This is a genomic window from Marinobacter gudaonensis, assembly GCF_900115175.1.
In the GTDB taxonomy this organism is placed as follows: domain Bacteria; phylum Pseudomonadota; class Gammaproteobacteria; order Pseudomonadales; family Oleiphilaceae; genus Marinobacter; species Marinobacter gudaonensis.
Map to the genome: position 1 here is coordinate 2,136,065 of NZ_FOYV01000001.1, position 24,042 is coordinate 2,160,106.

The 24,042-nt window shown below is 62.1% G+C and carries 20 protein-coding genes; 16 read left to right on the plus strand and 4 right to left on the minus strand.

Going from position 1 to position 24,042, the window contains the following annotated elements:
• Positions 1-171: 171 nt before the first annotated feature.
• The 4 genes from BM344_RS09730 to BM344_RS09745 all read left to right on the plus strand — a co-directional run bounded on the left by BM344_RS09730 (position 172) and on the right by BM344_RS09745 (position 5,653).
• Complete coding sequence (locus tag BM344_RS09730; RefSeq protein WP_091988913.1) at positions 172-627, plus strand: MerR family transcriptional regulator; 456 nt, start codon at positions 172-174, stop codon at positions 625-627.
• Entirely contained in the window at positions 620-3,250 is a 2,631-nt protein-coding gene (locus BM344_RS09735) for a heavy metal translocating P-type ATPase (protein WP_091988916.1), read from the plus strand. The genes BM344_RS09730 and BM344_RS09735 overlap by 8 nt, the downstream gene beginning before the upstream one ends.
• A 126-nt stretch (positions 3,251-3,376) precedes the next feature.
• Positions 3,377-3,826 (plus strand): DUF411 domain-containing protein, encoded by a 450-nt coding sequence (locus BM344_RS09740; protein WP_091988918.1) that lies wholly within the window; start codon positions 3,377-3,379, stop codon positions 3,824-3,826.
• A gap of 105 nt (positions 3,827-3,931) precedes the next feature.
• Positions 3,932-5,653: a GGDEF domain-containing protein gene (locus BM344_RS09745; RefSeq protein WP_091988922.1), complete on the plus strand. Its 1,722-nt coding sequence runs from the start codon at positions 3,932-3,934 to the stop codon at positions 5,651-5,653.
• A 48-nt stretch (positions 5,654-5,701) separates the two neighbouring features.
• On the opposite strand, the gene BM344_RS09750 is transcribed toward BM344_RS09745, so the two are convergent.
• Positions 5,702-6,850 (minus strand): hypothetical protein, encoded by a 1,149-nt coding sequence (locus tag BM344_RS09750; RefSeq protein WP_208603389.1) that lies wholly within the window; start codon positions 6,848-6,850, stop codon positions 5,702-5,704.
• A gap of 129 nt (positions 6,851-6,979) precedes the next feature.
• Between BM344_RS09750 and BM344_RS09755 the strand changes: the two genes are divergently transcribed.
• The 3 genes from BM344_RS09755 to BM344_RS09765 all read left to right on the plus strand — a co-directional run bounded on the left by BM344_RS09755 (position 6,980) and on the right by BM344_RS09765 (position 10,001).
• Positions 6,980-7,654, plus strand: a complete 675-nt coding sequence (locus BM344_RS09755; RefSeq protein WP_091988925.1) for a Fe2+-dependent dioxygenase — start codon at positions 6,980-6,982, stop codon at positions 7,652-7,654.
• 84 nt (positions 7,655-7,738) lie between these two features.
• On the plus strand, positions 7,739-9,724 hold the full coding sequence (locus BM344_RS09760; protein ID WP_091988929.1) for a ribonuclease R family protein: 1,986 nt from the start codon (positions 7,739-7,741) through the stop codon (positions 9,722-9,724).
• 73 nt (positions 9,725-9,797) lie between these two features.
• The gene (locus BM344_RS09765) at positions 9,798-10,001 is read left to right on the plus strand and encodes a hypothetical protein (protein WP_091988932.1); all 204 of its coding nucleotides are present in this window, start codon (positions 9,798-9,800) and stop codon (positions 9,999-10,001) included.
• A 7-nt stretch (positions 10,002-10,008) separates the two neighbouring features.
• Here the strand turns inward: BM344_RS09765 and BM344_RS09770 are convergent, their stop codons facing one another.
• A complete protein-coding gene (locus BM344_RS09770) occupies positions 10,009-10,902 on the minus strand; it encodes an acyltransferase (RefSeq protein WP_091988935.1) in 894 nt (297 codons plus the stop codon).
• Between the two features lie 201 nt (positions 10,903-11,103).
• Between BM344_RS09770 and BM344_RS09775 the strand changes: the two genes are divergently transcribed.
• A complete protein-coding gene (locus tag BM344_RS09775; protein WP_091990980.1) occupies positions 11,104-12,255 on the plus strand; it encodes an alpha/beta fold hydrolase in 1,152 nt (383 codons plus the stop codon).
• A 148-nt stretch (positions 12,256-12,403) separates the two neighbouring features.
• Here the strand turns inward: BM344_RS09775 and BM344_RS09780 are convergent, their stop codons facing one another.
• Positions 12,404-13,075, minus strand: coding sequence for a haloacid dehalogenase type II (locus BM344_RS09780; RefSeq protein WP_091988937.1), 672 nt, complete (start codon positions 13,073-13,075; stop codon positions 12,404-12,406).
• Between the two features lie 224 nt (positions 13,076-13,299).
• Between BM344_RS09780 and BM344_RS09785 the strand changes: the two genes are divergently transcribed.
• From BM344_RS09785 to BM344_RS09805, 5 genes are all read left to right on the plus strand, one after another.
• A complete protein-coding gene (locus BM344_RS09785; RefSeq protein WP_228143589.1) occupies positions 13,300-14,433 on the plus strand; it encodes an alpha/beta hydrolase in 1,134 nt (377 codons plus the stop codon).
• Between the two features lie 33 nt (positions 14,434-14,466).
• Positions 14,467-15,378, plus strand: a complete 912-nt coding sequence (locus BM344_RS09790; RefSeq protein WP_091988940.1) for a LysR family transcriptional regulator — start codon at positions 14,467-14,469, stop codon at positions 15,376-15,378.
• A 234-nt stretch (positions 15,379-15,612) separates the two neighbouring features.
• Positions 15,613-16,845 carry a Bcr/CflA family multidrug efflux MFS transporter gene (locus BM344_RS09795; RefSeq protein ID WP_091988943.1) on the plus strand — a complete coding sequence of 411 codons (1,233 nt, stop codon included), beginning with the start codon at positions 15,613-15,615 and terminating at the stop codon, positions 16,843-16,845.
• Between the two features lie 226 nt (positions 16,846-17,071).
• Positions 17,072-17,569 carry a thiol peroxidase gene (gene tpx / locus BM344_RS09800; RefSeq protein WP_091988945.1) on the plus strand — a complete coding sequence of 166 codons (498 nt, stop codon included), beginning with the start codon at positions 17,072-17,074 and terminating at the stop codon, positions 17,567-17,569.
• A gap of 220 nt (positions 17,570-17,789) precedes the next feature.
• Positions 17,790-19,127: an MATE family efflux transporter gene (locus tag BM344_RS09805; protein WP_265734093.1), complete on the plus strand. Its 1,338-nt coding sequence runs from the start codon at positions 17,790-17,792 to the stop codon at positions 19,125-19,127.
• Here the strand turns inward: BM344_RS09805 and BM344_RS09810 are convergent.
• On the minus strand, positions 19,113-19,538 hold the full coding sequence (locus BM344_RS09810; protein WP_091988948.1) for a thioesterase family protein: 426 nt from the start codon (positions 19,536-19,538) through the stop codon (positions 19,113-19,115). The two genes, BM344_RS09805 and BM344_RS09810, sit on opposite strands and share 15 nt — an antisense overlap.
• A 210-nt stretch (positions 19,539-19,748) precedes the next feature.
• On the opposite strand from BM344_RS09810, the gene BM344_RS09815 reads away from it, so the two are divergent.
• From BM344_RS09815 to BM344_RS09825, 3 genes are all read left to right on the plus strand, one after another.
• Positions 19,749-21,386, plus strand: coding sequence for an MBL fold metallo-hydrolase (locus BM344_RS09815; protein ID WP_091988951.1), 1,638 nt, complete (start codon positions 19,749-19,751; stop codon positions 21,384-21,386).
• 243 nt (positions 21,387-21,629) lie between these two features.
• Complete coding sequence (locus BM344_RS09820; RefSeq protein WP_091988953.1) at positions 21,630-23,021, plus strand: succinylglutamate desuccinylase/aspartoacylase family protein; 1,392 nt, start codon at positions 21,630-21,632, stop codon at positions 23,019-23,021.
• Between the two features lie 48 nt (positions 23,022-23,069).
• Positions 23,070-24,035 (plus strand): DMT family transporter, encoded by a 966-nt coding sequence (locus tag BM344_RS09825; RefSeq protein ID WP_091988956.1) that lies wholly within the window; start codon positions 23,070-23,072, stop codon positions 24,033-24,035.
• Positions 24,036-24,042 lie beyond the last annotated feature (7 nt).

The window sequence follows — 24,042 nt, forward strand, 5'->3', positions numbered from 1 at the left end:
TGCCGTACTGGAGTGGGGCAGGCGTCCGAAAACCGCTGCAAGTACATCCATGTACGCTTGCGCTGAGCCATCCCTGGCTCAGAGCATTTTCGGACGCCTGCCCCACTCCAGCACTCCGCCGACTTCATTTTTTATTCCTGAAGCCATCGAGGATGGCTGGGTGAAAAGACGATGAAAGTAAAAGAGATTGCAGAAGCTGCAGGCGTAAATCCGGATACCGTTCGGTTCTATACCCGGGAAAAGCTTCTCAGCCCGACCCGGAATCCGGACAACAACTACCAGCAGTACGACACCGAGGATCTGCGCCGGCTACGTTTTGCCCGCAAGGCCCGGCAGCTGGGTTTTTCGTTGCCAGAGATCCGGGAGATTCTGGACCAGGCCGATGATCACAATTCGCCCTGCCCGATGGTGCGGGACGTCTTTCAGCAGCGTCTCGCGGAGGTTGAGCGGGAAATCCGGGAATTGCAGCAGCTGCGTAAGCGCATGATTTCGGCGCTGGCTGCCTGGCAGGACATGCCGGATGGCACGCCGGACGGCCACACCATTTGTCGCTTGATTGAACACTGGGACGATGCAGAGTCTTGCTGCCCGTCCGAGGACTACGAGGAGGTGACCTCGAATGAATGATGCACCTGTTATACAAACCGCTCTCAGTATTTCCGGGGCCTCCTGCCAGGGGTGCGCGAAGAAGATTCGCAACGCCCTGGAGTCACTGACCGGTGATGCCGACCTGGTCGAGGTGGATCTGGCCAACCAGACGGTGGCACTGCCGGAGGGCATTGATGCCACCGAGGCGGCCCGGATCGTGACCGAGACCGGTTACCCCGCACAGCCACTGAAAACACACTCTGAACCTGCCAGTTGCTGTGCCGGCGGGGGGCACAAAGAGAAGACACATTCTCCCGCGAACGACGCCCCCTCCGTCGAGGGCGACGCGCCCGAAGCCGATAGCGCCACCGAGGAAACGCCGGCTGCGGAACACGATCAGGTCCATCTGTCAGTCAGCGGGGCCACCTGCGCTTCCTGCGTGAATACCATCGAGAAGGCATTGCTGTCGGTGAAGGGCGTGCACCACGCCCATATGAACCTGGCCGACAACACCGCGACGGCCTCGGGCGACGCCGATCCGGTGGCTCTCGTGAAGGCGGTTGAAAGCGCCGGCTACGGGGCCCGCGTGATTGAGGACGAAGACGAGGCCGACGACCGGAAACAGGCCGAGGATCGCAAGCAGTACCGGGTCCTGCTGGCCAAGATGGCCGTCAGCCTGACCCTAGGCGTTGGTCTGATGGTCTGGGGTATGGGCTTTGGCTCCATGATGGTTACCGGGGCCAACCAGAGCACCTGGCTCGGCCTGGGCCTGCTGACTCTGGTGGTGATGGCGGCCACTGGTGGGCACTACTTCACCGGGACCTGGAAGGCCTTCCGGCATCACAACGCCAATATGGACACCCTGATTGCCCTGGGTACCGGGACCGCCTGGCTTTACTCCATGGTGGTTGCCAGTGTGCCCGGCGCGCTGCCGGAAATGGCCCGGCATGTCTATTTCGAGGCGTCCGCGATGATCATCGGCCTGATCAACCTGGGTCAGGCCCTGGAACTGCGGGCGAAGGGCAAGACCTCGGAGGCAGTGCGCCGGTTGCTGGACCTCCGGGCGAAAACGGCCCGGGTTATCCGCGACGGCGAGGAGCGGGATATTCCGGTGGAAGAGGTTCGCAAGGGCGATCACATCCGGGTACGGCCCGGAGAGAAACTGCCGGTGGATGGTGTGATCGCCGAAGGTTCCACCCGGATCGACGAAAGCATGCTGACCGGCGAGCCGATGCCCGTGAGCAAGGCACGTGGCGACGAGGTGTCTGCCGGCACTCTGAACACCCATGGCTCTATCGTGTACGAGGCCACGCGTGTGGGCAGCGAAACCGCGCTGGCGCAGATCATCCGGCTGGTGAAGAAAGCCCAGGGCTCCAAGCCCGCCATCGGCCGGCTGGCCGACAAAATTTCCGCGGTGTTTGTGCCCACGGTCATGCTGATTGCCATTGTCTCGGCACTGGTCTGGTACAACGTGGGGCCGGAGCCTGCGATTGTGCACATGATGGTCGCCGCCACCACGGTGCTGATCATTGCCTGCCCCTGCGCCCTGGGTCTGGCCACACCCATGTCGGTGATGGTCGGGGTTGGCAAGGCCGCCGAGTACGGTGCGCTGATCCGTCAGGGAGACGCCCTGCAAACGGCGGGCAAGCTGGATCTGGTGATTCTGGACAAGACCGGCACCATCACCGAAGGCCATCCGACCGTCACCCGGCTCTACAGCGTGGACGGCGACGACCATCGCCTGCTGGCCCTGGCTGCGGGGCTGGAACAGCATTCGGAACACCCACTGGCCGAAGCCATCCTCGCGAAGGCTCGGGAAGAGGGCGTTCGCCCGGACACAATCAGCGGCTTTGAGGCCCACAACGGCAAGGGTGTAGAGGGCCAGTTTGACGGCGAGCCCCTTCGACTGGGCAACCGCCGCTGGCTGGAGAGCCGGGGCATTGATCTGGGGGCGCTGGCGGATTCCGCGGACACCGTGGCCTCCGAAGCCGGTACGCCGCTGTTCCTGGCGCTGGGCACCCGCGCCCTCGGGGTGATCGGTGTGGCCGATGCTATCAAGCCGGATTCCAAGGACGCCATTCGCCGTCTGCACGATGCCGGCATCCGGGTGATGATGGTCACCGGGGACGTGGAAGCCACCGCCCGCGCCATTGCCGCGAAGGCGGGTATCGACGATTACCGGGCGGAAGTGCTGCCCGAAGACAAGGCGGAAGTGGTGAGCGAAATGCGCGGCAAAGGCTACACCGTGGCCATGGTGGGCGATGGCATTAACGACGCCCCGGCCCTGGCCGCCGCCGATGTGGGCTTTGCCATCGGCACCGGCACGGATGTGGCCATCGAGAGCGCCGGCATCACGCTGATGCGGGGATCACTGCACGGGGTGCCGGACGCCATCGAGATTTCCCGGGCCACCGTAAAGAACATTCACCAGAACCTGTTTGGCGCATTCGTATACAACACTATGGGTATTCCGGTCGCTGCCGGGCTGCTCTACCCTGTATGGGGAATACTGATGAGCCCGATTCTGGCCGGCGCCGCCATGTCCCTGTCCTCGGTGACTGTGGTGTCGAATGCCAACCGGCTGCGCCTGTTCCGGACCAGCCAACGGCCAACCCCGGATGCCCGCGAGCACGCAGCCACCCCGAAAGAGGAACGGAACTGATGGAATCTGTACTGGTCAACGTCGGAGGACTGGCTCTGATGGCCGCCATCGTCTGGTGGTTCTGGCTGTCCGGCTCCGGCTCAACTGGCGCAAACAACGATCAACACCACCATTGAGGTAACAGCGATGAAAAAACACACTCTTGCCCTGGGCCTGATGGCAGCTCTCGGATTCAGCACCTCTGCCCTGGCCGCCGGTGCCGCCCAGAGCATTCACGTGTACAAGTCTCCCACCTGCGGCTGCTGCACCGATTGGGTCAAGCATCTGGAGGACAATGGCTTTGAGGTGAAGGCCACCAACACCAACGACATGGGCAAAATCAAGGTCGATGCCGGCCTGCTGCCCGGCCTGGGCAGCTGCCACACGGCATTCGTGGGTGATTACGTGATTGAGGGCCATGTGCCGGCACAGGACATCCGGCGTCTGCTCAGTGAAGCTCCGCAGGCCACCGGTCTCAGCGTGCCCGGCATGCCTGCCGGTTCCCCCGGCATGGAGATGGGTGACCGCAAGGACCACTACAAGGTGATCCTGTTCAACGACGCCGGGCAAACCCGGATTTTCTCCGAGCACAACTGAGCAGAGCAACCGGTTTTCCTGTCCGTTTTTTCTACACTCTGGCCAATCGGTGTTCTATCATGAACCCGACCCAGCAGATACGGAACGAACGGAGAGGGACCCTCGTTGAGCCTGAAAACCCGAATTCTCGGTCTGGCCGCCAGCCTGATCATCGTGGCATCGGTGGCTTCCTGGCTGGCCTACCGCGAATTGTCGGAAGACATAATTGAGCGCTGGGGCCAGCAGGTAGCGGAAATCCAGGTGCGCTACGACAGCGCCCGCCTGCTGCAATCGCTGGAGCGGGAAATCGGTCTTGCCAAACAGATGGCGCGCTCATCGGCGCTGGTCGAGTGGGCGCAAAACCCCGACGACGCCTCCCTGAAGAACACCGCCATCCAGCAGATGGAAAGCTTTCGCGCCAGTTTCCGGGACAACAGCTACTTCGTCGCCCTGGTGGCCAACGGCCATTATTACTACAACAATGCCGCCAATGAATACGCGGGTAAGCAGTTCCGCTATGTCCTGGATCCGGAAAAACCCGACGACGCCTGGTTCTTCCAGCTGATTGAGGAAGGCCGGGATTTCCACCTGAACGTGAATCCCGACACCGAGCTAGGCGTAACCAAGCTCTGGATCGACGTCCTCATGCGGAACCAGGAAGGCACCATTGTCGGCATGGTGGGTACCGGCCTGAACCTCGACAGCTTCCTGCAGGACATTGTCGATATTGGCCAGGAAGGCATCACCACCCTGTTTGTCGATTACAACGGCGCTATCCAGCTCTACCGCGACCGCAATTACATCGATTTTGCCAGCATCATCAAGCCCGAAGGCCAGAAAAACACCGTCGACCTGCTGTTTGATGACCCTCAGGACAAGCAACAGATCCTGGGCATGCTCCAGCTGCTCAAGAAACGCAGCACCGAAGCGGGGCACGTGGAAAGCGGGTTTGTCACCGTGGACGGGCGCAAGCACCTGGCCGGAGTGGCCTTCCTGCCGGCCATCGGCTGGTTCGAGATCACCCTGCTGGATCTGAACACCCTGCTGCCCCAGAGCTATCTATGGCCATTGGTGGCGGTGTTTCTGGCCGCCCTGCTGGTCACCCTGGTGGTGTTTCACCTGATTATCCAGTCCCGCATTCTCAAGCCGATCATGGGCCTTGAGCGAGCCGTGGAAAAGGTTCGCGAAGGCAGCTTTGACCTGCCACGGCTGGACAAACCGGACAATGAAATCGGCTGGCTGGCGGATCATTTTGAAAAAATGACACAAACCTTGGGCCAGTCCACCCGGGAGCTGGAAGCCAAGGTGGCCCAACGCACCGAGGAGCTGAATCGCCTCGCCCGCATCGATCCGCTGACGGGCCTGAAGAACCGCCGGGGCCTGGACGAGATCCTGGATGAGGAAATCCAGAGGGCCCAGCGACAGGGCACCGGCTTCGGTATCATCTGGCTGGATATTGACCATTTCAAGAGCGTGAACGATGAGCTGGGACACCAGGCGGGGGACCAGATACTCTGCCGGGTGGCACTCTGGCTGAAGGCGGGCGTGCGGCCCTACGATCATCCGGGACGCTGGGGCGGCGATGAATTCGTGGTGGTGCTGTCCCCCTGTGATCAAGACACGCTGGCTAGTATTGCCCGTCGCATCCACGCGTCTGTGGAACAGGAAAGCCGGAAAACCGGAACGGCGGTCACCGTCAGCATCGGCGGTTATTTCTGCGCACCCGATGACACCATGGACAACATTCTGAGAAACGCCGACCGGGCGCTTTACCGGGCCAAGGCCAACGGTCGCAATCAGGTCTGTATTGATGCTTCCGGAGATGCCAGGGCTGGCGCCGAAAGCTGAGGGTAAGGGCAGGAATGCCGGGGCCAGAGGCCCCGGCGGGTCACCACCTCAGTAGAGGTAAGGTGCCAGAGCCAGCTCCAGGCGAGCCTGGGCGGAATACAGGTTGGCAACCGACATGGCAGGCTGCTTCGGCGGCAGCGCCGTCGGCCAGGCTTGCTGCAGCTCATTAAGCGCCTTTTCGGCATCACGCCAGGCTTCCTTGTTCTGCTTTTTCAGCATCCCCTGGTTGTTCTTCAGGTAATCCTGGGCTGCCAGCACAAAACCTCGACCGTCCTGGTACTCATGCTCGGCCACAAAGCGTCCGTCTTCCAAGGCTTCGTCGTATTCCAGAACCGCCTGCTTGGTCAGCGACAGCACCACCTTCGAGACGCTGGCAGCACTCTGGCCACCCACCGACTTGATGGCTTTTTCGATATCTACCCAGGCCGCCTGGAAGGTCTTGCTGGTGTCCCCCCACTTCTCCACCTGGCCCGCGTTCTCTGCCAGCGTTTTCAGGTGCTTGCCAAGGCTGTCCTGGCCCCGGCTATCCAGGCCGGCGTCGGCCATCGGATACACTTCTGCCCAGGGGTGGGTCAAATGCGGACGGCCCTCGGCCACATTGCCGGCTTTGATCAGCTCTCGAGCCGCCATGAGATGGCCCTGCATCATGTGCAGCATGGCCACGTAGGCGCCGTCGGACTTGACCGCAGATACGGCACTTCCAGCCTCACCGCCTTCTCCACCTTCTCCGCCTTCTCCGCCTTCTCCGCCTTCGCCACCAGCCGCGAAGTAGCTGAACGCGGCACCGGCTTCACCACCATGGGCTTCACCGCCTTCGCCGCCGTGGTGTTCGCCACCTTCACCGCCGTGGGCAGACTTTTCACCACCTTCGCCGCCATGGCTTTCGCCACCTTCACCACCGTGGGCAGACTTTTCACCGCCTTCACCGCCATGGTGTTCGCCGCCCTCACCACCGTGGGCCGATTTTTCACCACCTTCGCCGCCGTGGTTCTCGCCACCCTCACCGCCGTGAGCGGACTTTTCACCACCTTCTCCACCGTGGTGCTCACCACCTTCACCGCCCTCGCCGCCGTGGGCACCGGAGGTCATCATTTCGTCGTGGTGCTCTCCACCGTGCTGGTCTGCCATCGCGCCGGAGCTGGCCAGCAGGGTCGCCATGCCGATGCCGGTCCAGAGTTTCAATTTCTGGTTGTTCATCCTTCTCTCCTGAAAAAGCCCGCCACGCTCTTCCCATGACGGTATTATTGATGGTTCTGACATGGTGGTGCATGATGCTCTAAACCATATAGTGATTGCAAATTATTCCCATTAAGAATTGGAGACCCGATGATTCTCTGCATCAGCGACATCCTGAACCACGAACAACTGACCCGTGTCCGGGCAGCGCTGGACGACGGCCACTTTGAGGACGGTCGCAAAACCGCGGGCTGGCACGCCCGGCTGGTGAAGAACAACGAGCAAATGGCCATGGCCAGTGACACCGCCAGGGCCCTCCGGACGGAGGTGGAGAAAGCACTCACGAGCCACCCGCTATTCCAGATGGCGGTGCGACCGGCGAAAATGACACCTCTGCTGTTCAGCCGCTATCGCGACGGCATGACCTACGGTAACCATGTGGATGATCCGGTGATGGGGCGGGGCGAGGGCCGGCTGCGCACGGACATCTCCTTTACCCTGTTCCTGGACGACACCGACAGCTACGACGGCGGCGAACTGGTGACTGATACCACGGCCGGTGAGCAGTCCTACAAATTGCCTGCCGGGGCGGCGGTGATTTACCCCTCCTCTACCCTGCACCGGGTGCAACCGGTCACTCGAGGCCAGCGCCGCGTAGCCATCGGCTGGATCCAGAGCACCATCCGCGATCCAGCCCAGCGGGAGGTGCTGTTCGACATCGATACCGCCCGCAGGCAGCTGTTCGAGCGGGAGGGCAAGACCGCGGAATTCGACCTGCTGACCAAATCCCTGGCCAACCTGCAGCGTTTCTGGGCTGAAATCTGAAGGCTGACACCGGGTATCTGACGCATGGCGCCATAACCGTTATACTCCGCCCCATCATTCATTTTTGCCAGCCAGGTTTACTTCATGCTCAATGCCGACGCCCTCAGCCAGTTGCGCCAGCTGAAATCCGATATCAAGGAAAACAAGGTGGTTTTCCCCGGCACCGTTAAAGCCACCAACGGGCGCTTCGGATTTGTGGCTCTGGACGAGGGGCGCGACGTGTTCCTGCCGCCTGAGGAAATGCAGAAGGTGTTGCCCGGGGACCGGGTCAATGTCACCGAGCAAGAGGTGGAGAAAGGCAAGACCCAGGGTGTGGTCGACGAACTGCTGGAAACCCGTCTGAACACCTTCGTTGGCCGTTACCTGGTGAAGGGCAAGGGTCACTTTGTGGTGCCGGAAACCCCGGGCATCAATCGCTGGATTTTCATTCCTCCAAAGGAACGGATGAATGCCCAGCAGGACGACTACATCTATTGCCAGATTCACCGGCATCCGATCAAGGACGGCAAGGGCCAGGCGCGAGTGCTGCGGGTGATCGGCAAGGCCGGTGAACCGGGCATCGAGCGCGCCTTTACCCTGGCCACCTTCGATCTCGCCGATTCCTGGCCCGAGCCGGTCCGCAAACAGGCGGACGCCCTGACCGAAAGCGATCTGACCAGCCGGGAAGCCGGCCGCGAAGACCGTACCGACCGTCCTTATGTCACCATCGACAGTCCCGGCACCCAGGACATGGACGACGCCCTGCTGGCCGAACCCAACGCCACAGGCTGGACCCTGTCCATTGCCATCGCGGACCCGACCGCGGTGATCGAACCTGGCAGCCCCGCCGAACAGGAGGCGTTTAACCGTGCCACCGCCATTTACTTTCCCGGCGAGCCCCTGCCGATGCTTCCGGACAGCCTCAGCACCCGGCTATGTTCGCTGATGCCGGAGGTACGGCGCCTGGCACTGGTGTGTGACCTCCAGGTCAACAACGATGGCAGCCTGGGCGACTACCGCTTTCACCAGGCGGTAATCCAGTCCAAGGGCAAGCTGAGTTACGAGCTGGTCTCCAATTTGATCGAGGGCCGTGAGGATGATGAGATCAAGGCCCTGCCGGAGCCGGTGGCCAATAGCCTGGACCAGCTGCACCAGGCTGCCACTGCGCTCCGCAAATGGCGGGCCGAACACGCCCTGCTCAGCGCCGACCGGCCGGAATTCCGACTGCGCCTGGATGAGAACAAGCGCATTCGCCTGATCGAGCCGTCGGTACAGAACGAGGCCCATCGCCTGGTGGAGGAATGCATGGTGGCGGCCAACCGATGTGCCGCCGATTTCCTGACGGGCCAGGCCTCGGGCCTGTTTATCCAGCATCCGGGCCTGCGGGATGACCGTGCCGACAACATCCGGGCGTTACTTGAAGCACACGCGCCCCACCTGGCTGGCGTGGACGCTCAACAAGCCGAGGGTTTCCGGACCCTGATGAAAGAAACCGAATCCCTGGAAACCGAGGTGCCGGTGAAAGCCATCCTGTCCCGGCAGCTGGCCCGGGCGGAGCTGGGCTTTGAGCCGGCACCCCATCAGGGCATGGGTCTGAGCGCCTACACCACCTTTACTTCACCGCTGCGCAAGTTCACGGACTTTTACGTGCACCGGCTGATCAAGGCCGCCCTGTGGGATACCCCCATGAAGCCACTGAATGCTGGCCAGTTGGAGCTGCTTCAGAACGCCCAGTTGCGGGCCCGGCAAGCGGCCAACAGCCTGGAGGCCTGGCTCAAGAGCGACTTCGCGAAAACCCTGGGCGAGACGCCCATGGCCGGCGTGATCAGCCGTACCGTGCCGGCTGGCTTCTTTGTGCGCCTGGACGCCAACGGACTGGAAGGCTTCGTCAGCTGCAAGGATCTGGAAGGCAAGTACAGCTTCGATCCGGTCACCCTGCGCCTGATCCACAACAAGAACGGCCGGATTTTCCAGCTGGAGCAACCGGTAACCGTGACCTTTGCCGGCGTGGACGAGGAGCGTCGACAGATCAATTTCAAACTGGTGGAAGCCCCGGACACCGGCTCACCGGAAGGTTCGGACAACGGTTGAAAAACCACTCGGGCAGGCGCATCGTAAACCTTAGACTATGATTGAGCACATGATCCGCTGAGGGAGATGCGCCATGCCCATCAGTCCTGACGAATTTCTGAGAAAGTACGGCTTCGACAAGGACGAGGAAGAGCGGGACCACAGCCTGCGCCATAACGCCATGGAGCACGCCCGGCACCTGCGCCGGCCCCACGCCGGAACGCCCCACGACTGGGAAGAGTGGGAGCGCTACAAGCGCGAACATCCGGATGAAGTGGAGGACGATTCCGACCGCTGAATCCGTTTCAGCGGCCCAGCATCCGTTCCAGACGCTCGTCCTTGGCCTGCCACTGTTCTGCCAGCCAGTTCTTCACATTCCGCCGGTGTTCCGCGTCGGTTGAATAGTCCCGGCCTTTGAGTTCGTCGGGAATGTCGTGGGTGTGAATTTCCATCTTCACTTCCCCCACCCGTCCACAGAGAAATTCCCAGAACGTCGGTGCGCCATCCGGGTAGGCAATCGTCACGTCCACCAGGGTCTGGATGGAATCACCCATGGCATCCAGCACGAAGGCCGCGCCGCCGGCCTTGGGCGTCAGCAGGTGCTGGTAGGGCGATTTCTGTTTGTCATGTTTAGCCTGGCTGAAGCGGGTGCCTTCCACGAAGTTCATCACGCTGACCGGCGTGTAGCGGAATTTCTCACAGGCCCGGCGGGTAGAGCGCAGGTCTTCGCCGCGCTTTTCCGGGTGCTTGATCAGGTATTCCCGGGTGTAGCGCTTCATGAACGGGAAATCCAGGCCCCACCAGGCCAGGCCAATCACCGGCACCCAGATCAGCTGCTGCTTGAGGAAGAATTTCAGGAACGGCGCCCGGCGGTTGAACACCCGCTGCATGGCGAAGATATCGACCCAGCTCTGGTGGTTGGCCAGTACCAGGTACCAGCTCTCACGTTTGAGCTTGTCGGCCCCCTGCACCTCCCACTTGGTGCCATGGGTCAGTTTCATCCAGCCGGTGTTGCAGGCGACCCAGGTTTCGGCGATGGCGATAATCACCTTGGTGCAGAGCACGCGGAAGCCGTGGATCGGGATGATCAGCTTCAGGATGGCCGGGATGTACAGCAGGACGCACCAGACCAGGGTATTGATTCCCAGCAGGATTGAGTTGATGACACCAATTACGGGAGCGGGCAGAAAGCTGAGCATGGCAATCCTGTTTTTTTGGTTATTGTTTCCAAATGGGGTGCAATCATATCAACCCGAGTCCGGATTGGGCAGTGGCCGTAAGTGACCGGTTTGCCCATTGAGTTGGACAGTTCTGCCATGGTTCTGGGCGGTGCAACTGACTTATTCTTGCCCGATCCGAGTCAGCCACGGTTATGGATCACTGCTTTTATGGACGCCCCCATGCCCAATCTCTTCAAATCCGCCGCCGGACGCGCCGCAGGCCTGTCCCGACAGGCGGCACTCTACGCCGGCAACGCCTTCGACCGGGTGTTCCGGGCTGCCAGCCTGGTCCAGGCCGGACAAACACCGTTTGAGACTCTGTTCACCGATGGTCTGGTGAGTCTGCGCTACTACCCGCCCCTGGCGGAGGATTTTATCGAGCTGGACGGCGAAACCATCCCCGTGGAACGCCAGGCCCACAAGACACCGATTGTGATTGTGCCTCCGCTGGCGGTGAACATGCTGATCTACGATCTGTTTCCTCAACGCAGTCTGGTGCGTTTCCTGCGGGCCAGGGGCTTTGAGGTATACCTGATCGACTGGGGCATTCCCACCCGGGAGCACAGTCACTACAACCTGCACACTTATGTGGCGGAGTTGCTGCCGGCCTACCTGAACCGGGTGCGCGAGCACAGTGGTGAGCAGGAGCTGTCGCTGCATGGCTGGAGCATGGGCGGCATGTTCACCCTGTTCTATTCGGCCCTGAGCAACGATCAGCACGTGCGCAATGCCATTGTGCTGGGCTCGCCCATCGACAGTCATGCTTCCGGCATCCTCGGGCTGCTGAACCAGCGACTGGCGGACGTGGCGGGGTTCATTCGTAAGCGCAGCGGGTTCCGCCTGCACAATGTGAAGCCGCACTGGTTCCACACACCAGGCTGGGCCAACACCATTGGCTTCAAGCTCACCAATCCGATTGCCAGTGTGATGAGCTACTGGGAGCTGATTATCCGGCTCGGTGATCGCGAGTTTGTCACCAACCATGCCACCACCTCGGCCTTCCTGGACCGTATGGTGGCGTACCCCGGCGGGGTGATTCAGGACACGGTGGTGCGGGTATGGATCGATAATCAGCTCTCGAAGGGCGAGATCCAGATTGGCGAGGACATTGCCAGGCTCGACAATGTGAGTGCCAACTTACTGGCTATTGCCGGCCGCGAGGACACGCTGGTGACCGAAGGCGCGGCCAAGCGGGTGATGGATCATGTGAGTTCCACCGACAAGACGTTTCGGGTGGTGCCGGGTGGGCACATGGGGATTCTGGCGGGGAGCAAGGCGCCGCGGGAGAGCTGGCTGGCAATGGCTGAGTGGTTGGCGGAGCGGTCGGACTGATTGTTTCGGTTTGGAGCATGCCGGCGGGAGTTGGGGTGTGCCTTCCAAAACACGCTCCTTGCGGCACGTCCATGTGACGCTTGACTGTCGCCATCCCTGGCGACAGACAGTTTTGGAAGGCGCACCCCAACGCCCGCCTCCGCTGGCTTCAGAGGTTTTTCAGGGTCGACTTTAGTTCTGACAGGCTGTTGATCACCGCCGAGGGCTGGATTCCCCAGTCCTCGAAAACCTTGTCCGGATCCCTTTTGACCCAGACGGCCAGCAACCCCGCTGCCCGCGCCCCGATCACATCCCAGGCGTTGCTCGATACCAGGCACAGTGGCTTGTCCCAGGCCCCGGTGGCTCTGCGGGCGTGGGTGTAGACGGCCGGATCGGGTTTGAAGCTTTTGATGTCGTCTACCGAGACCAGACCATCGAACTGGTCCAGCAACTGGTTGTGACCGAGCACCTTCTCCAGCGCCGGATAGCTGCCGTTTGAGAAGGCGAACAGCGAATAGTCTCCTTTGAGGCTTTTCAGTGCCGGCAGGGCATCGTCGAACGCGGGCAGCGACAGGTAGGCGGCCATAAGGGCGTTTTCACGCTCCTCAGCCAGGGGCAGCTTGTGGGTCGCCATGGCGTAGCGCAGAGCCTGTCGGGTGCAGGCGCCGAAGTCTTCGTAGACTTTCATCAGGCCTTTCCGGAACGAGAACTCCAGCTGTTTTTCCCGCCAGAGGGCGGCCACTGCCTCGGCCCGGTCGCCAGCGTCTTCCGCCAGCAGGCGGGACATCCCCATGGGGTCCACCAGGGTGCCGTAAACGTCGAACGCGAGGGTCGGGGTCATTGTGCGGGCTCCTCATCCGGTAGCGGTTATGCTGTCGTATCTGAAGGACACTAGCGGATTTTGAACGATCGCTCAATCGGAGCACCCCAAACAGTATGATCATTCAGAGGAGCCCCGTGGACCGGCCAATCATAACGATTTTCCGAACACTCGCTGTCACCCTTGCCCTGGCTACCACCACAGCCTGCGCAACCGGTGGAAACCTGTACCGCCCAGGGCCATCAATGCTTTCTGCCGGGCCGGTGGAGGACTTTGATCGGTACGTGCAATCGGTGCGGGCTCACGTTGCCACCAATCTTGTACCCGTGAGCGGCTTTGAGCGCGAGCAGCAGGTGGAATGGAACCTGCCGTTCCGGCGGACGCCGGCGGCTGGTTGCCCATCCGGCGACCGCACAGGTCTGCTGCTGGTGCATGGCCTGAGTGATTCACCATTCGTGTTCCGGGATCTGGCCGAGTATCTGGCCGCGCATTGCGTGGAGGTCCGCTCGCTCTTGCTGCAGGGTCACGGCACGCGGCCCGGCGATATGGTGACTGCCAGCGCCGAGGTCTGGCGGGCGCAGGTGCGCGATCACTTCACTGCCCTGTCACAGGAGGTGGACCGGGCCTTCATTGGCGGGTTTTCCCTGGGCGGTGCACTGGCGACTGATTACGCCCTGGCCGACAGCGGGCCCCGGCCGGCGGGACTGATCGCCGTGGCGCCCGCCTGGCAGCTCAATGGCCTGCGGGATTACCTCTGGCTGGCGCCCATTGCCGATGCGTTCGGCGACTTTTTGGAGAAGGAGCCGGAGCTCAATCCCGTGAAGTACGAGTCGTTTTCCTTTAACGCCGGCAGTCAGCTCGATACGGTCATGTCGGCGGTGCAGAAGCGGATGTCAGAGTCACGCTCGCTGGAGATGCCGCTGTTCCTGGCGGCCACGGAGGCGGATTCGGTGATCAACCTGGAATACCTGGTCAGCCGGTTCCGGGAGCGTTTCACCCACCCGGCCAATACCATGATAATTTTCCGGGATACGCGGAATCCCTGGCCGGAAGCGATGGCGGACGATCGCATCCAGTTCCTGAACAGCTATCTGCCCGAGGCCAACATTCTCGAGTTTTCCCACCAGTCTCTGCTGATTTCGCCAGACAACGAGCTCTATGGTCTGGGCGCTCCACTGCAGCGCTGCCTGGAACCCAACAATCTGTCCCTGGAGGCGTGTCGGGAGTTGCCGGAGGAAGAGCTATGGTTCAGCGCCTGGCACGACACTGAGCGGCCGGTGTTCACCAGCCGGCTGACCTACAATCCCTGTTTCTCGGAATTGGCCGGGGGCATGCTGGCCTTTCTGAAGGCGAACGGGGCGGCGACTACGGCGCCGTAGCGGTTTACCGGATGGCGGGTTAGACTGCCATTCATGAACCCGATTGATACATTGAACCTGGATTTTCGCGCCCTCACCACCTTTCTGGCGGTGCTGGATGAGGGCAGCGTGTCGCGCGCCGCAGTCAGGCTGGGCGTGACCCAGTCGGCGGTCAGCCACACCCTGGAGCGCCTGCGCCAGGCCTTGGGCGACCCGTTGTTCGTAAAGTCCGGGCGCGGCATTGTGCCCACCCGTTACGCGCTTCAGGCCGGCCCCCATGTGCGCCAGATCCTGGACGATCTGCAGTCCCTGTCCGCGGGCCCGCCGTTCAGTCCGGCCACGGCGGAATTCACGTTCACCATCGCCGCCAATGACTACCAGCGGGATCTGTTGCTGCCCGGGCTGGTGCGCACCCTGCGCCGGGAAGCCCCGGGCATCCGCCTGCAGGTGATTCCGTCAGGGATTCCGCGGGCGGATCTGTTGCGCAAGGATGTCTGCGATCTGGTGATCTCCCCCCACGCCCCGGAAGCCACGGACATCATGCAGCGCGGTCTGATGGCTGATCGCATGGTGGTGTTCTACGATCCCGAACACCGGAACCCGCCAGCGGATCTGCCGGAATACCTGAAGGCAGACCACATTGCCCTGCTGTTTGCCACCGGTGAGAAGCCGACCGTGGAAACCGCCATGGAGGCCCGGGGCATGGTGCGTCGCAATGTGGTGACGGTGTCGAACTTCTCGGGGCTGCCGGAGTTTCTGCGCGGTTCCGATATGCTGGCCACGGCCCCGGAGGGTATGAGTCAGCACCTGCTACGGGATTTTGCCTGGGTGCCCCTACCCTTTGATTTCAAGCCTTTTACCCTGCTGATGCTGTGGCATCGCCGCAATCAGAATGACCCGGCCCACAAGTGGCTACGCAATCAGGTGAATGCGGTGGCGGCGGGGCTTAATGCCCTGAAGCATTAATCAATTAGTTTTGCTCATAGGTTGTATGAGCTTTCTTGCCGTTATCTTCTTCGCACTCCTGCCCTAGACTGCCTCTACTCCCCTATCGGCCGGGTCGGGTAGCGCTCTCCAAAACACGCTACAAGCACATCCATGTGCGCTTGTTTCGGGCCATCCATGGCCCTCTACAGTTTTGGAGAGCGCTACCCGACCCGACCTGTTGAACTCTTGCGATAACAACGCATCAGGAAACCCATGCTGACTTTGACCAGTGTCTGGACAACCGTATTACTTGCCGCCGCCGTGGCTCTGGGGCCGCTGGCGACGGACATGTATTTGCCGGCACTGCCACAGATCGGTTCCGACTTTACAACCGGCGTTGATCAAGTGCAGCTGACGCTCAGCCTGTACATGGTTGGGTTTGCCATCGCCCAGTTGATCTGCGGGCCCCTGGCCGACCGGTTCGGGCGCAAGCCGGTCATGATCGGCGGGTTTGTGCTGTTTGCCATGGCCAGCATTGGTTGTGCCCTGGCCACCAATATTGAAACCCTGATCCTGTGCCGGTTCCTGCAGGCCCTGGGCGGATCGGCCGGGCCGGTTCTGGGTCGGGCGGCGATCCGGGACATTTATACCCCACGCGAGGCAGCAAAGATTCTGGCGATCCTGGCCAGTATCATGGCCCTGGCACCGGCGGTGGCGCCGACCATTGGCGGCCTGCTGACCGCCAACCTGGGCTGGGCCTCGGTGTTTCTGGCATTGGGTGGTTACGCGCTGGTGATGGCGGTGGTGGTGGCCTTCGGGATCCCCGAGCCCATGCGCCCGGAGCATCGCCAGTCCCTGAAGCTTTGCAGCTTGCTGCGGAATTACCGGACCATCGCCAGCGACGTCAGCTTCCTGGGCTATACCCTGACCAACGCGCTGATTTTCTCGGGACTGTTCGCGTTCCTGTCCGGGTCGTCGTTCGTGCTCATCGACTTCCTGGGCGTGCCCACCGAGCAGTTCGGGCTGTACTTTGCCTGCATGGTGGCCGGCTACATTACCGGCAACCTGACAGCGGTGCGCCTGGGCAGCCGCCTGGTGCCGGACCAGATCCTTTTACGCGGGCTGATCATCGCGGTAGCAGGCGGCAGCCTGATGGCGGTGCTGGCCGTCAGCGAGGTGTACAACGTCTGGGCGGTGATCCTGCCCCAGGCGCTGTTCATGATCGGCACCGGCATGGTGCTGCCCCAGACCATGGCCGGCGCCTTGGCCAACTTCCCGACCATGGCCGGCTCCGCCTCGGCCCTGTTCGGCTTCACCCAGATGGCCATCGCAGCCATTGCCGGCATGCTCGTCGGCCACCTGCACGACGGCACTTCTCTGGTCATGGCCACCATCATCGCCGCCTGCGCGGCCTTTGCAATGGCTTGTTATCTGCTGCTGGTTCAGCGGTTTCCGGCCAAGGGATTTGAAACCCAGGAAAGTCTCCGTTCGCTCGCAGAAAACTGAGGGCTTCGAATTTCCCAGAGACTGTGGGGGCAGGTGGTGGATGGCTCGCGAAAACTGTCTGTCGCCATGGATGGCGACAGCCAAGCGTCACAGGGATGTGCCGCAAGGAGCGTGTTTTCGAGAGCCATCCACCAGCTGACCTTTCCCCGAAGCCCGAATGCAAAATCATCCAAAGTGGTCTACACAGAGTACGTAAGACTCTCACCCAGACACCAAGGAGCACATCATGAGCAGCGTCACCCTGGACGGCAACCCCCTGGAACTGAGCGGTAAGTTCCCGCAAAAGGGCGACAATGCGCCGCCCTTTACCCTGACCAACAGCGGCCTGGAAGAAGTGAAGCTGGACAACTGGGCCGGCAAGCGCAAGATCCTGAACATCATCCCAAGCATCGATACCGGCGTCTGCGCCGCCTCCACCCGCAAGTTCAACGAAAAGGCCGGCAATCTGGACAACACCGTTGTGCTGGTCGTCTCCGCCGACCTGCCATTCGCCGCCGCCCGGTTCTGCGGCGCCGAAGGCCTGAAGAACGTGGAAACCCTCTCCACCTTCCGGAACTACAGCTTCCAGCAGGACTACGGCGTGGCCATCCAGAACGGCCCCCTGGCCGGCCTCTGCGCCCGGGCGGTGGTGGTACTGGATGAAAACAACAAGGTCCTGCACAGCCAGCTGGTCGACGAGATCAAGAACGAGCCGGATTACGACGCGGCCTTGAAGGCGTTGTAAAGCCGGCAATCAATGATCCGGCCGGCGGCCGTATCGCCGGAGTTCGGGCGAAGCAGCCGGCACGGCTTTCCAAGACTGTGCATTGCCAGGGATGGCAATGCCAAGCCCCCATGGACGGGTTCACGGCGTGTCTTGGAAAGCCGTGCCGGCTGCTTTGCTAACTCCCGGGCCCGGACCTGTTAGAATTCCCTTCCAAAAAACCGAAGGCCCCCAAAACCCCGTGCAGACCACCACCCAGAACCGATCGCTGGCCCGCCACCTCTACAGCATGACCTGGCCCATGCTCTTTGGGGTGCTGTCGCTGATGACGTTCCAGTTGGCGGACAGCGCCTTTGTAGGTCAGCTCGGCCGGGACCCACTGGCAGCCTTGGGCTTCACCCTGCCGATGCAGCAGTTAATCATCGGCCTGCAGGTGGGCCTGGGCATCGCCACCACGGCCATTGTCTCCCGCACGCTCGGCGCCGGCGACGAGCTGCGGGCCTTCCGGCTTGGCGGGCTGATCATCACCGTGGGCGGCAGCCTGGTGTTCGTTATCTGCGTCACCCTCTGGTTACTGCAGGAAGTCATCATGACCGCCCTGGGCGCGGAGGCATCGCTGCTGCCGCTCATTCGTCAGTACTGGATTCCCTGGCTGATCGCCGCCTGGACCGGAGCCTTCCTGTATTTCGGCTACAGCGTGTGCCGCTCCCACGGCGATACCAAACTGCCGGGCTACATGATGGTGGCCACCAGCCTTACCAACATTGCCCTGGACCCACTCTACATCTTTGTATTCGACTGGGGCCTGCCCGGTGCCGCCTGGGCCACGGTGACCTCGTTCGGCATGGGCTGCCTGGTGATCTACCCCAAGCTGCTGAAACGGCACTGGGTGCGGTTTGACCTGCAGGAACTGGCACTCTGGAAGGCGCTGAAACAGCTCAACGGCATCATGGCCCCGGCCATGGTCAGCCAGCTGATGCCGGCGGTCTCGGCCATGCTCGCCACCGCCCTGGTGGCCGGCTTTGGCTCGGCGGCGGTAGCCGCCTGGGGCCTGGGCACCCGGCTGGAGTTCTTCTCGATTGTGGTGGTGCTGGCGCTGACGATGTCCATGCCGCCGATGATTGGCCGGATGCTCGGCGCCGGCGACATCGAGCAGATCCGCAGGCTGGTGCGCCTGGCCGTGCGTTTCGTGGTGGTCTGGCAACTGGCCATAGGGCTGGTCTGGGTGGTCGCGTCCGGGCTGGTGTCCGATCTGTTCTCCAGCGACCAGGCGGTTCAGGAGGTGTTGGCCGGTTACCTGGTTCGGGTGCCCCTGAGCTACAGCGGCCTGGGCGTGTGCATGCTGATGGTGTCGGTGTGCAATGCCCTGGGACTGGCGATGCGGGCACTGCTGGTGTCCACCCTTCGGCTGTTTCTGTGTTTCCTGCCGCTGCTGTGGCTGGGCAGCCAGCTTAACGGCATCTATGGCCTGATGAGCGGTGCCCTGGTGGGCAACCTGTGCGCCGGCGCCATGGCCTACAGTTTCTATCGGGCGGGCATGACGCGGCTGAAGGCCGAGATGGCTTCAGGCAAAGCGTGAGCGGAAGCTCTCGGGCATGGGCACCACTTCCTTGCGCTGGTAGTTGAAGAACACGAATCCATACTTGGCCAGGGCTACCGGCTGGCCGCTTTCAGCCTTGGTAACCCGGAACACGAAATCCCCGCCGTACTTGTTGAAGTCCATCACGCCCACTTCAAAGCGCAGCATTTCCGGGAAGAAGGATTCCGACTGGTACATGGTGGCCAGGTCGGTGACGATGATGCCGGTGCCGTCCTTGCCCGCTTCCTGAAGACCGTAGCTCACCAGGAACTGGGCGCGGGCTTCGGAGAGCATGGAGATCAGGGCGTCGTTGCCCAGGTGGTTGGCGCCGTTGATGTCGGTGATGCGCACGGGCATGCGGGTTTCGAAGCAGAAGGCGTCGTCCGGGAAGGCGAGTTTGATTCGGGCCACGGGGGTGTCCTGTTCTTGCTGGGCATTGGGGCGTGAATGATACGCCCTTCGACTTTGGTGTTCATCCTGAGATCTTGCCGTATAAATCGGTTATCTTGCTGGTAGACCTTTGCGCATCCAGCTTGGTGGACCGACGGTTGGGAGGGGCCTTCCAACCGTCGACCTTAGCTTTTTCGCGCGCCCAATAATAACGAACGCATCTGGAGTTTTATGGAAATTCGCCCTGCTGCCACTCTGGTTCTGGCCCGAGACACATCGGAAGGCATTGAAGTCCTGCTGCTGCAACGCACCTGGGAGGCCGTGTTTATGCCCGGGTATTTTGTGTTTCCCGGTGGCCGGGTTGAGGACCATGAACCCCATGGACGGGCGCACGCGGTCGGGGCCGGAGACGCCGAGATCAGTCAGACGTTAAGCGTCGACGAAGGCGGCGCGGATTTTATGCTGGCGGCGGTTCGGGAGTGTTTCGAGGAGTCCGGGATTCTGGTGGCGATGAATCAACAGGGCATGCCGGTTGCCGGGGATCATCCGGCCCATGGTGACAGGCAGGCGTTGTTTGACGGCGAATTAACGCTGGCCCAGCTTTGCCGGAAGCACAATTTGTCGATTCCCCTGGACCGGTTGGCCTATCTGGGGCACTGGATTACGCCGCCGGGGCCGCCGCGGCGGTTTGATACACGGTTTTTCGTGACGCCGGCACCCGAGGGGCAGCTGGCCAGTCACGATGGCATCGAGACCATTGATCATGTCTGGCTGCGGCCGGAGCAGGCGCTGGAGGACCATCGCAGCGGCCGGCGGTTGCTGGGGCTGCCAACCATCCGCACGCTGCGGATTCTCAGTGACTTCGACACCACCGAGGCGCTGATGCGTTACGCCCATGCCAATCCGCCGGAGCCCCATCCGAGCGAGCCCTGGCCCGCCGTGAAGAAGGGCAAGCCGGTTACGCTGGAGCCCGGTGCCCCGGCTTATGACGAGGCGGTGAAGCTGGATCCGGAGGGCGAAGGCTCAACGAAGGCGGAGATCACCCCCGGGGAGCCGGTGGAGGTGGCCGCGCGGGTGGTGCGGCTGACAGCGCCCAACCCGGGCATGATGACCGGGCTCGGCACCAATACCTACATCCTGGGCCACGAGCGGTTCACAGTGATTGATCCCGGCCCCGCCAAGGACAGTCACATTGAGCGGATCCTGGAGCTGACCGGCGGAGTGATTGATCAGGTGCTGGTGACTCACACCCATCAGGATCATTCTCCGGCAGTGGCCGAGCTGAAAGCGCGGACTGGCTGTCGGGTATTTGGCTGGCCGGCGCCCGAGGGTGCGGGCCAGGACCAGACGTTCGTGGCCGACGATGAGCCAGCACATGGCGATCTGATCGTGACCGAGGCCGGTATCCTGAAAGTGCTGCATACCCCCGGGCACGCCTCCAACCACCTGTGTTTCCTGCTCGCGGACCAGCAGCTGCTGTTCTCCGGCGACCACATCATGCAGGGCTCCACGGTGGTGATCAATCCGCCGGACGGCGACATGAAGGCCTACATCGAATCGCTGTACGATCTGCTGGCCGAATCCATCCGGTTCATTGCGCCGGCCCACGGCTTTCTGATGGGGCACCCGCCGGCGGTCATCGATTTCCTGATTACCCACCGGCTGTCCCGGGAACACAAGGTGATGCGGGCCCTGGAGGCGCTGGCGCCGGCGGATCTCAAGTCGCTGACGGCCAAGGCCTATGACGACGTACCGGCCGCCATTCACGGCCTGGCGGCACGGTCGGCCCTGGCGCACCTGCTGAAACTGGAGGCCGAACACCGGGCCTACCAGGACGACGACCAGTGGCACCTGGTACACGCGAACTAACCGGACGTAACAGACGCACACCGTATTTCGCAAAACCCTTCTGTTGTCGGCCTCCGCTCGGGCGTATAAATGTAACAGCAATGCAAAACGCCCCAGCGGTAAGGATTCCGGGCGGCCCTGCGCCGCTCTGAGGCATTCATGAAGACGGCATTAAACCTTTGTTACAGCCGTATTCAAGACTGCCACCGCCACTCTATCCTTGCACGCACACGGTCGAACCGAGAGGACGGAACAGAAACCACCATGCTGTTTACGCGGCTTCCATCACCCATTCGCCATGCCCTGATCGCCGGCCTGGTCACACCCTGGCTGGTCCTGTCGGTCAGTGCTGCTCCCGCACAGGGGGAAACCGGGGCATCCAGTACCGGCAAGAAGTCAGACGTCCTGATCGCCGAGCTGGCGGAAGATGAAAATGTCGAGGATGTGGAGGACTCGGTACCGCTGAAGCACTCCGAGCGGGAAAGGCGCAGTGCTTCTGCCAACACGCGTAGCGGGGCCGGTATTGATACCCCCTCGTCGCCCGCCCGCAAGGTAGCGCCCAACATTGACCTCAAACAGGTGGCGCCGCCGCCCGAAGCCCAGCCTGCCACCCAGACGGGCCAGACCGGGGAACCGCCCGGGCCGGAGGTAGCGACGGAGGACACCGGTACCGCTGCGCAGCCGGAGATTCTGCCCGGAGAAGTGTTCACACTTCTCGGCAGCGATGTCATGCCCGGCACCTCCACCCGGCTGGCGTGGACCCCCGGCATCCAGATTGCCGGCCTGTCCCAGCCAACCCCGGTGCTGGTGGTAAACGGCGTCAACGCCGGCCCCACCCTGTGTCTGACCGGCGCCATCCACGGCGACGAGCTCAACGGCATCGAGATCATTCGCCAGACCATGTACGACCTCAACCCGGAAAAACTCTCCGGCCGTGTGGTGGGCATCCCCATCGTCAACCTGCCGGGGTTCCAGCAGGGCAGTCGCTACCTGCCGGATCGTCGCGACCTGAACCGGCACTTTCCCGGCCACCCGGAGGGCAGCCTGGCGGATCGCATCGCCCATTCGCTGTTCGAGAACGTGATTCGCAAGTGCGACATGCTGGTGGACATCCACACCGGTTCGCTCAAGCGCACCAACCTGCCCCAGCTGCGGGCCGACATGAACAACCCGGAAGTGGCCGAGTTCACCCGCGGCTTTGACCGCATGGCGGTGGTGCACAGCACTGGCTCACCGGGCATGCTGCGCTCTGCTGCGGTGGCCGCCGGCATCCGCACTGTGACCCTGGAGGCCGGTGAGTCCCATCGAATCCAGCAGCACCAGATCAGTGCCGGTGTGAACAGCCTGACCAGCCTGATGGAGCGCCAGGGCATGATTTCGCGAATGTTTGTCTGGGGTGATCCGGAGCCTGTCTATTACGATTCGGACTGGATCCGCGCCGACCACGGGGGCATCCTGTTCAGCGAAATCGAACTGGGTGCCCGGGTGTCCAAGGGCGAGATTCTGGGTTACGTCTCCGACCCCATTACCAACGCCCAGCACCCCATCCGCTCCACCAGTGATGGCCGGGTGATCGGCATGGCAGTGGACCAGGTGGTGATGGCGGGCTTTGCCGCCTACCACATTGGTACAGAGGCGGAAGTGCCCGGAGAGTAGTATGCTAGGCTTTTTTTTGGGTGAGACCGCGACCCCAGAGGAGCCTCAGTGTCTTCAGAAATCAACGGAGAGAGCCAGGGAGAGAATCAAGGAACCCTGGCGCGCATTCCTGGCCTGGCCTACATTGGCCTCGTCCTGACACCCCTGTTCTGGGCCGGCAACGCGGTTGTGGCCCGCGGCACCGTAGACAGCATTCCCCCGCTTTCCATGTCGTTCTGGCGCTGGGTCATCGCCCTGGCGATCCTGCTGCCGTTTGGCCTGCCCGGCATGTGGCGTCATCGGCACACCATCCGGCAGCGGTTCGGCTCCATGCTGGCCCTGGCCACCTTCAGCGTGGCGGCGTTCAATTCGCTGCTGTATTTTGCCGCCACTACCACCACGGCCACCAACATCGCCCTGATCAACGCCACCATTCCCATTTTTGTCGCGCTGCTGGCCTGGGTGCTACTGGGCGACCGCACCCGGCCCTTGCAGGCGTTGGGTATCGCCCTGGCCATTATTGGCATCGTCATCGTGGTTGCCCGGGGCGAATTGTCGGTCCTGACCAGCCTGCAGGCCCAGCCGGGCGACCTGATCATGGTGGCGGCGGTCTTCAGCTGGGGGCTGTTCTCGGTACTGCTGCGGCGCCAGGCGGTACCACTGCCGGCCCTGACGTTCCTGACCACCCAGATCCTGCTCGGTACGTTGGTGATCCTGCCGTTCTATCTGGCGGATCTGATGTTTTTTTCCGGCGGCTTTGAGCTCTCCCGTGGCACGGCTTTGCCACTGCTCTATTTCGCCATCTTTCCCGGTATACTCGCCTACGCCTTCTGGAACCACGGTGTCTATCGTATTGGCCCTGCCCGGGCGGCGATTTTCATGTACCTGACCCCGGTGTTCGCCTCCATACTCGCCACGGTTTTCCTGGACGAATCCCTGGGGCTGCCACACGTTGTCGGTGGCCTCTTGATCCTCGCGGGCCTGCTGCTGGCCACACAGACCGGTCGTCGTGCACACTATCGCCCGCAAAGTTAACCCGCAA

Excerpts from the sequence above, each read along its gene's own strand:
- BM344_RS09730 (WP_091988913.1), top strand. The coding sequence starts at position 172 with ATGAAAGTAAAAGAGATTGCAGAAGCTGCAGGCGTAAATCCGGATACC.
- BM344_RS09735 (WP_091988916.1), top strand. The coding sequence starts at position 620 with ATGAATGATGCACCTGTTATACAAACCGCTCTCAGTATTTCCGGGGCC.
- BM344_RS09740 (WP_091988918.1), top strand. The coding sequence starts at position 3,377 with ATGAAAAAACACACTCTTGCCCTGGGCCTGATGGCAGCTCTCGGATTC.
- BM344_RS09750 (WP_208603389.1), bottom strand. The coding sequence starts at position 6,850 with ATGAACAACCAGAAATTGAAACTCTGGACCGGCATCGGCATGGCGACC.
- BM344_RS09755 (WP_091988925.1), top strand. The coding sequence starts at position 6,980 with ATGATTCTCTGCATCAGCGACATCCTGAACCACGAACAACTGACCCGT.
- BM344_RS09760 (WP_091988929.1), top strand. The coding sequence starts at position 7,739 with ATGCTCAATGCCGACGCCCTCAGCCAGTTGCGCCAGCTGAAATCCGAT.
- BM344_RS09765 (WP_091988932.1), top strand. The coding sequence starts at position 9,798 with ATGCCCATCAGTCCTGACGAATTTCTGAGAAAGTACGGCTTCGACAAG.
- BM344_RS09770 (WP_091988935.1), bottom strand. The coding sequence starts at position 10,902 with ATGCTCAGCTTTCTGCCCGCTCCCGTAATTGGTGTCATCAACTCAATC.
- BM344_RS09775 (WP_091990980.1), top strand. The coding sequence starts at position 11,104 with ATGCCCAATCTCTTCAAATCCGCCGCCGGACGCGCCGCAGGCCTGTCC.
- BM344_RS09780 (WP_091988937.1), bottom strand. The coding sequence starts at position 13,075 with ATGACCCCGACCCTCGCGTTCGACGTTTACGGCACCCTGGTGGACCCC.
- BM344_RS09785 (WP_228143589.1), top strand. The coding sequence starts at position 13,300 with ATGCTTTCTGCCGGGCCGGTGGAGGACTTTGATCGGTACGTGCAATCG.
- BM344_RS09790 (WP_091988940.1), top strand. The coding sequence starts at position 14,467 with ATGAACCCGATTGATACATTGAACCTGGATTTTCGCGCCCTCACCACC.
- BM344_RS09795 (WP_091988943.1), top strand. The coding sequence starts at position 15,613 with ATGCTGACTTTGACCAGTGTCTGGACAACCGTATTACTTGCCGCCGCC.
- tpx (WP_091988945.1), top strand. The coding sequence starts at position 17,072 with ATGAGCAGCGTCACCCTGGACGGCAACCCCCTGGAACTGAGCGGTAAG.
- BM344_RS09815 (WP_091988951.1), top strand. The coding sequence starts at position 19,749 with ATGGAAATTCGCCCTGCTGCCACTCTGGTTCTGGCCCGAGACACATCG.
- BM344_RS09820 (WP_091988953.1), top strand. The coding sequence starts at position 21,630 with ATGCTGTTTACGCGGCTTCCATCACCCATTCGCCATGCCCTGATCGCC.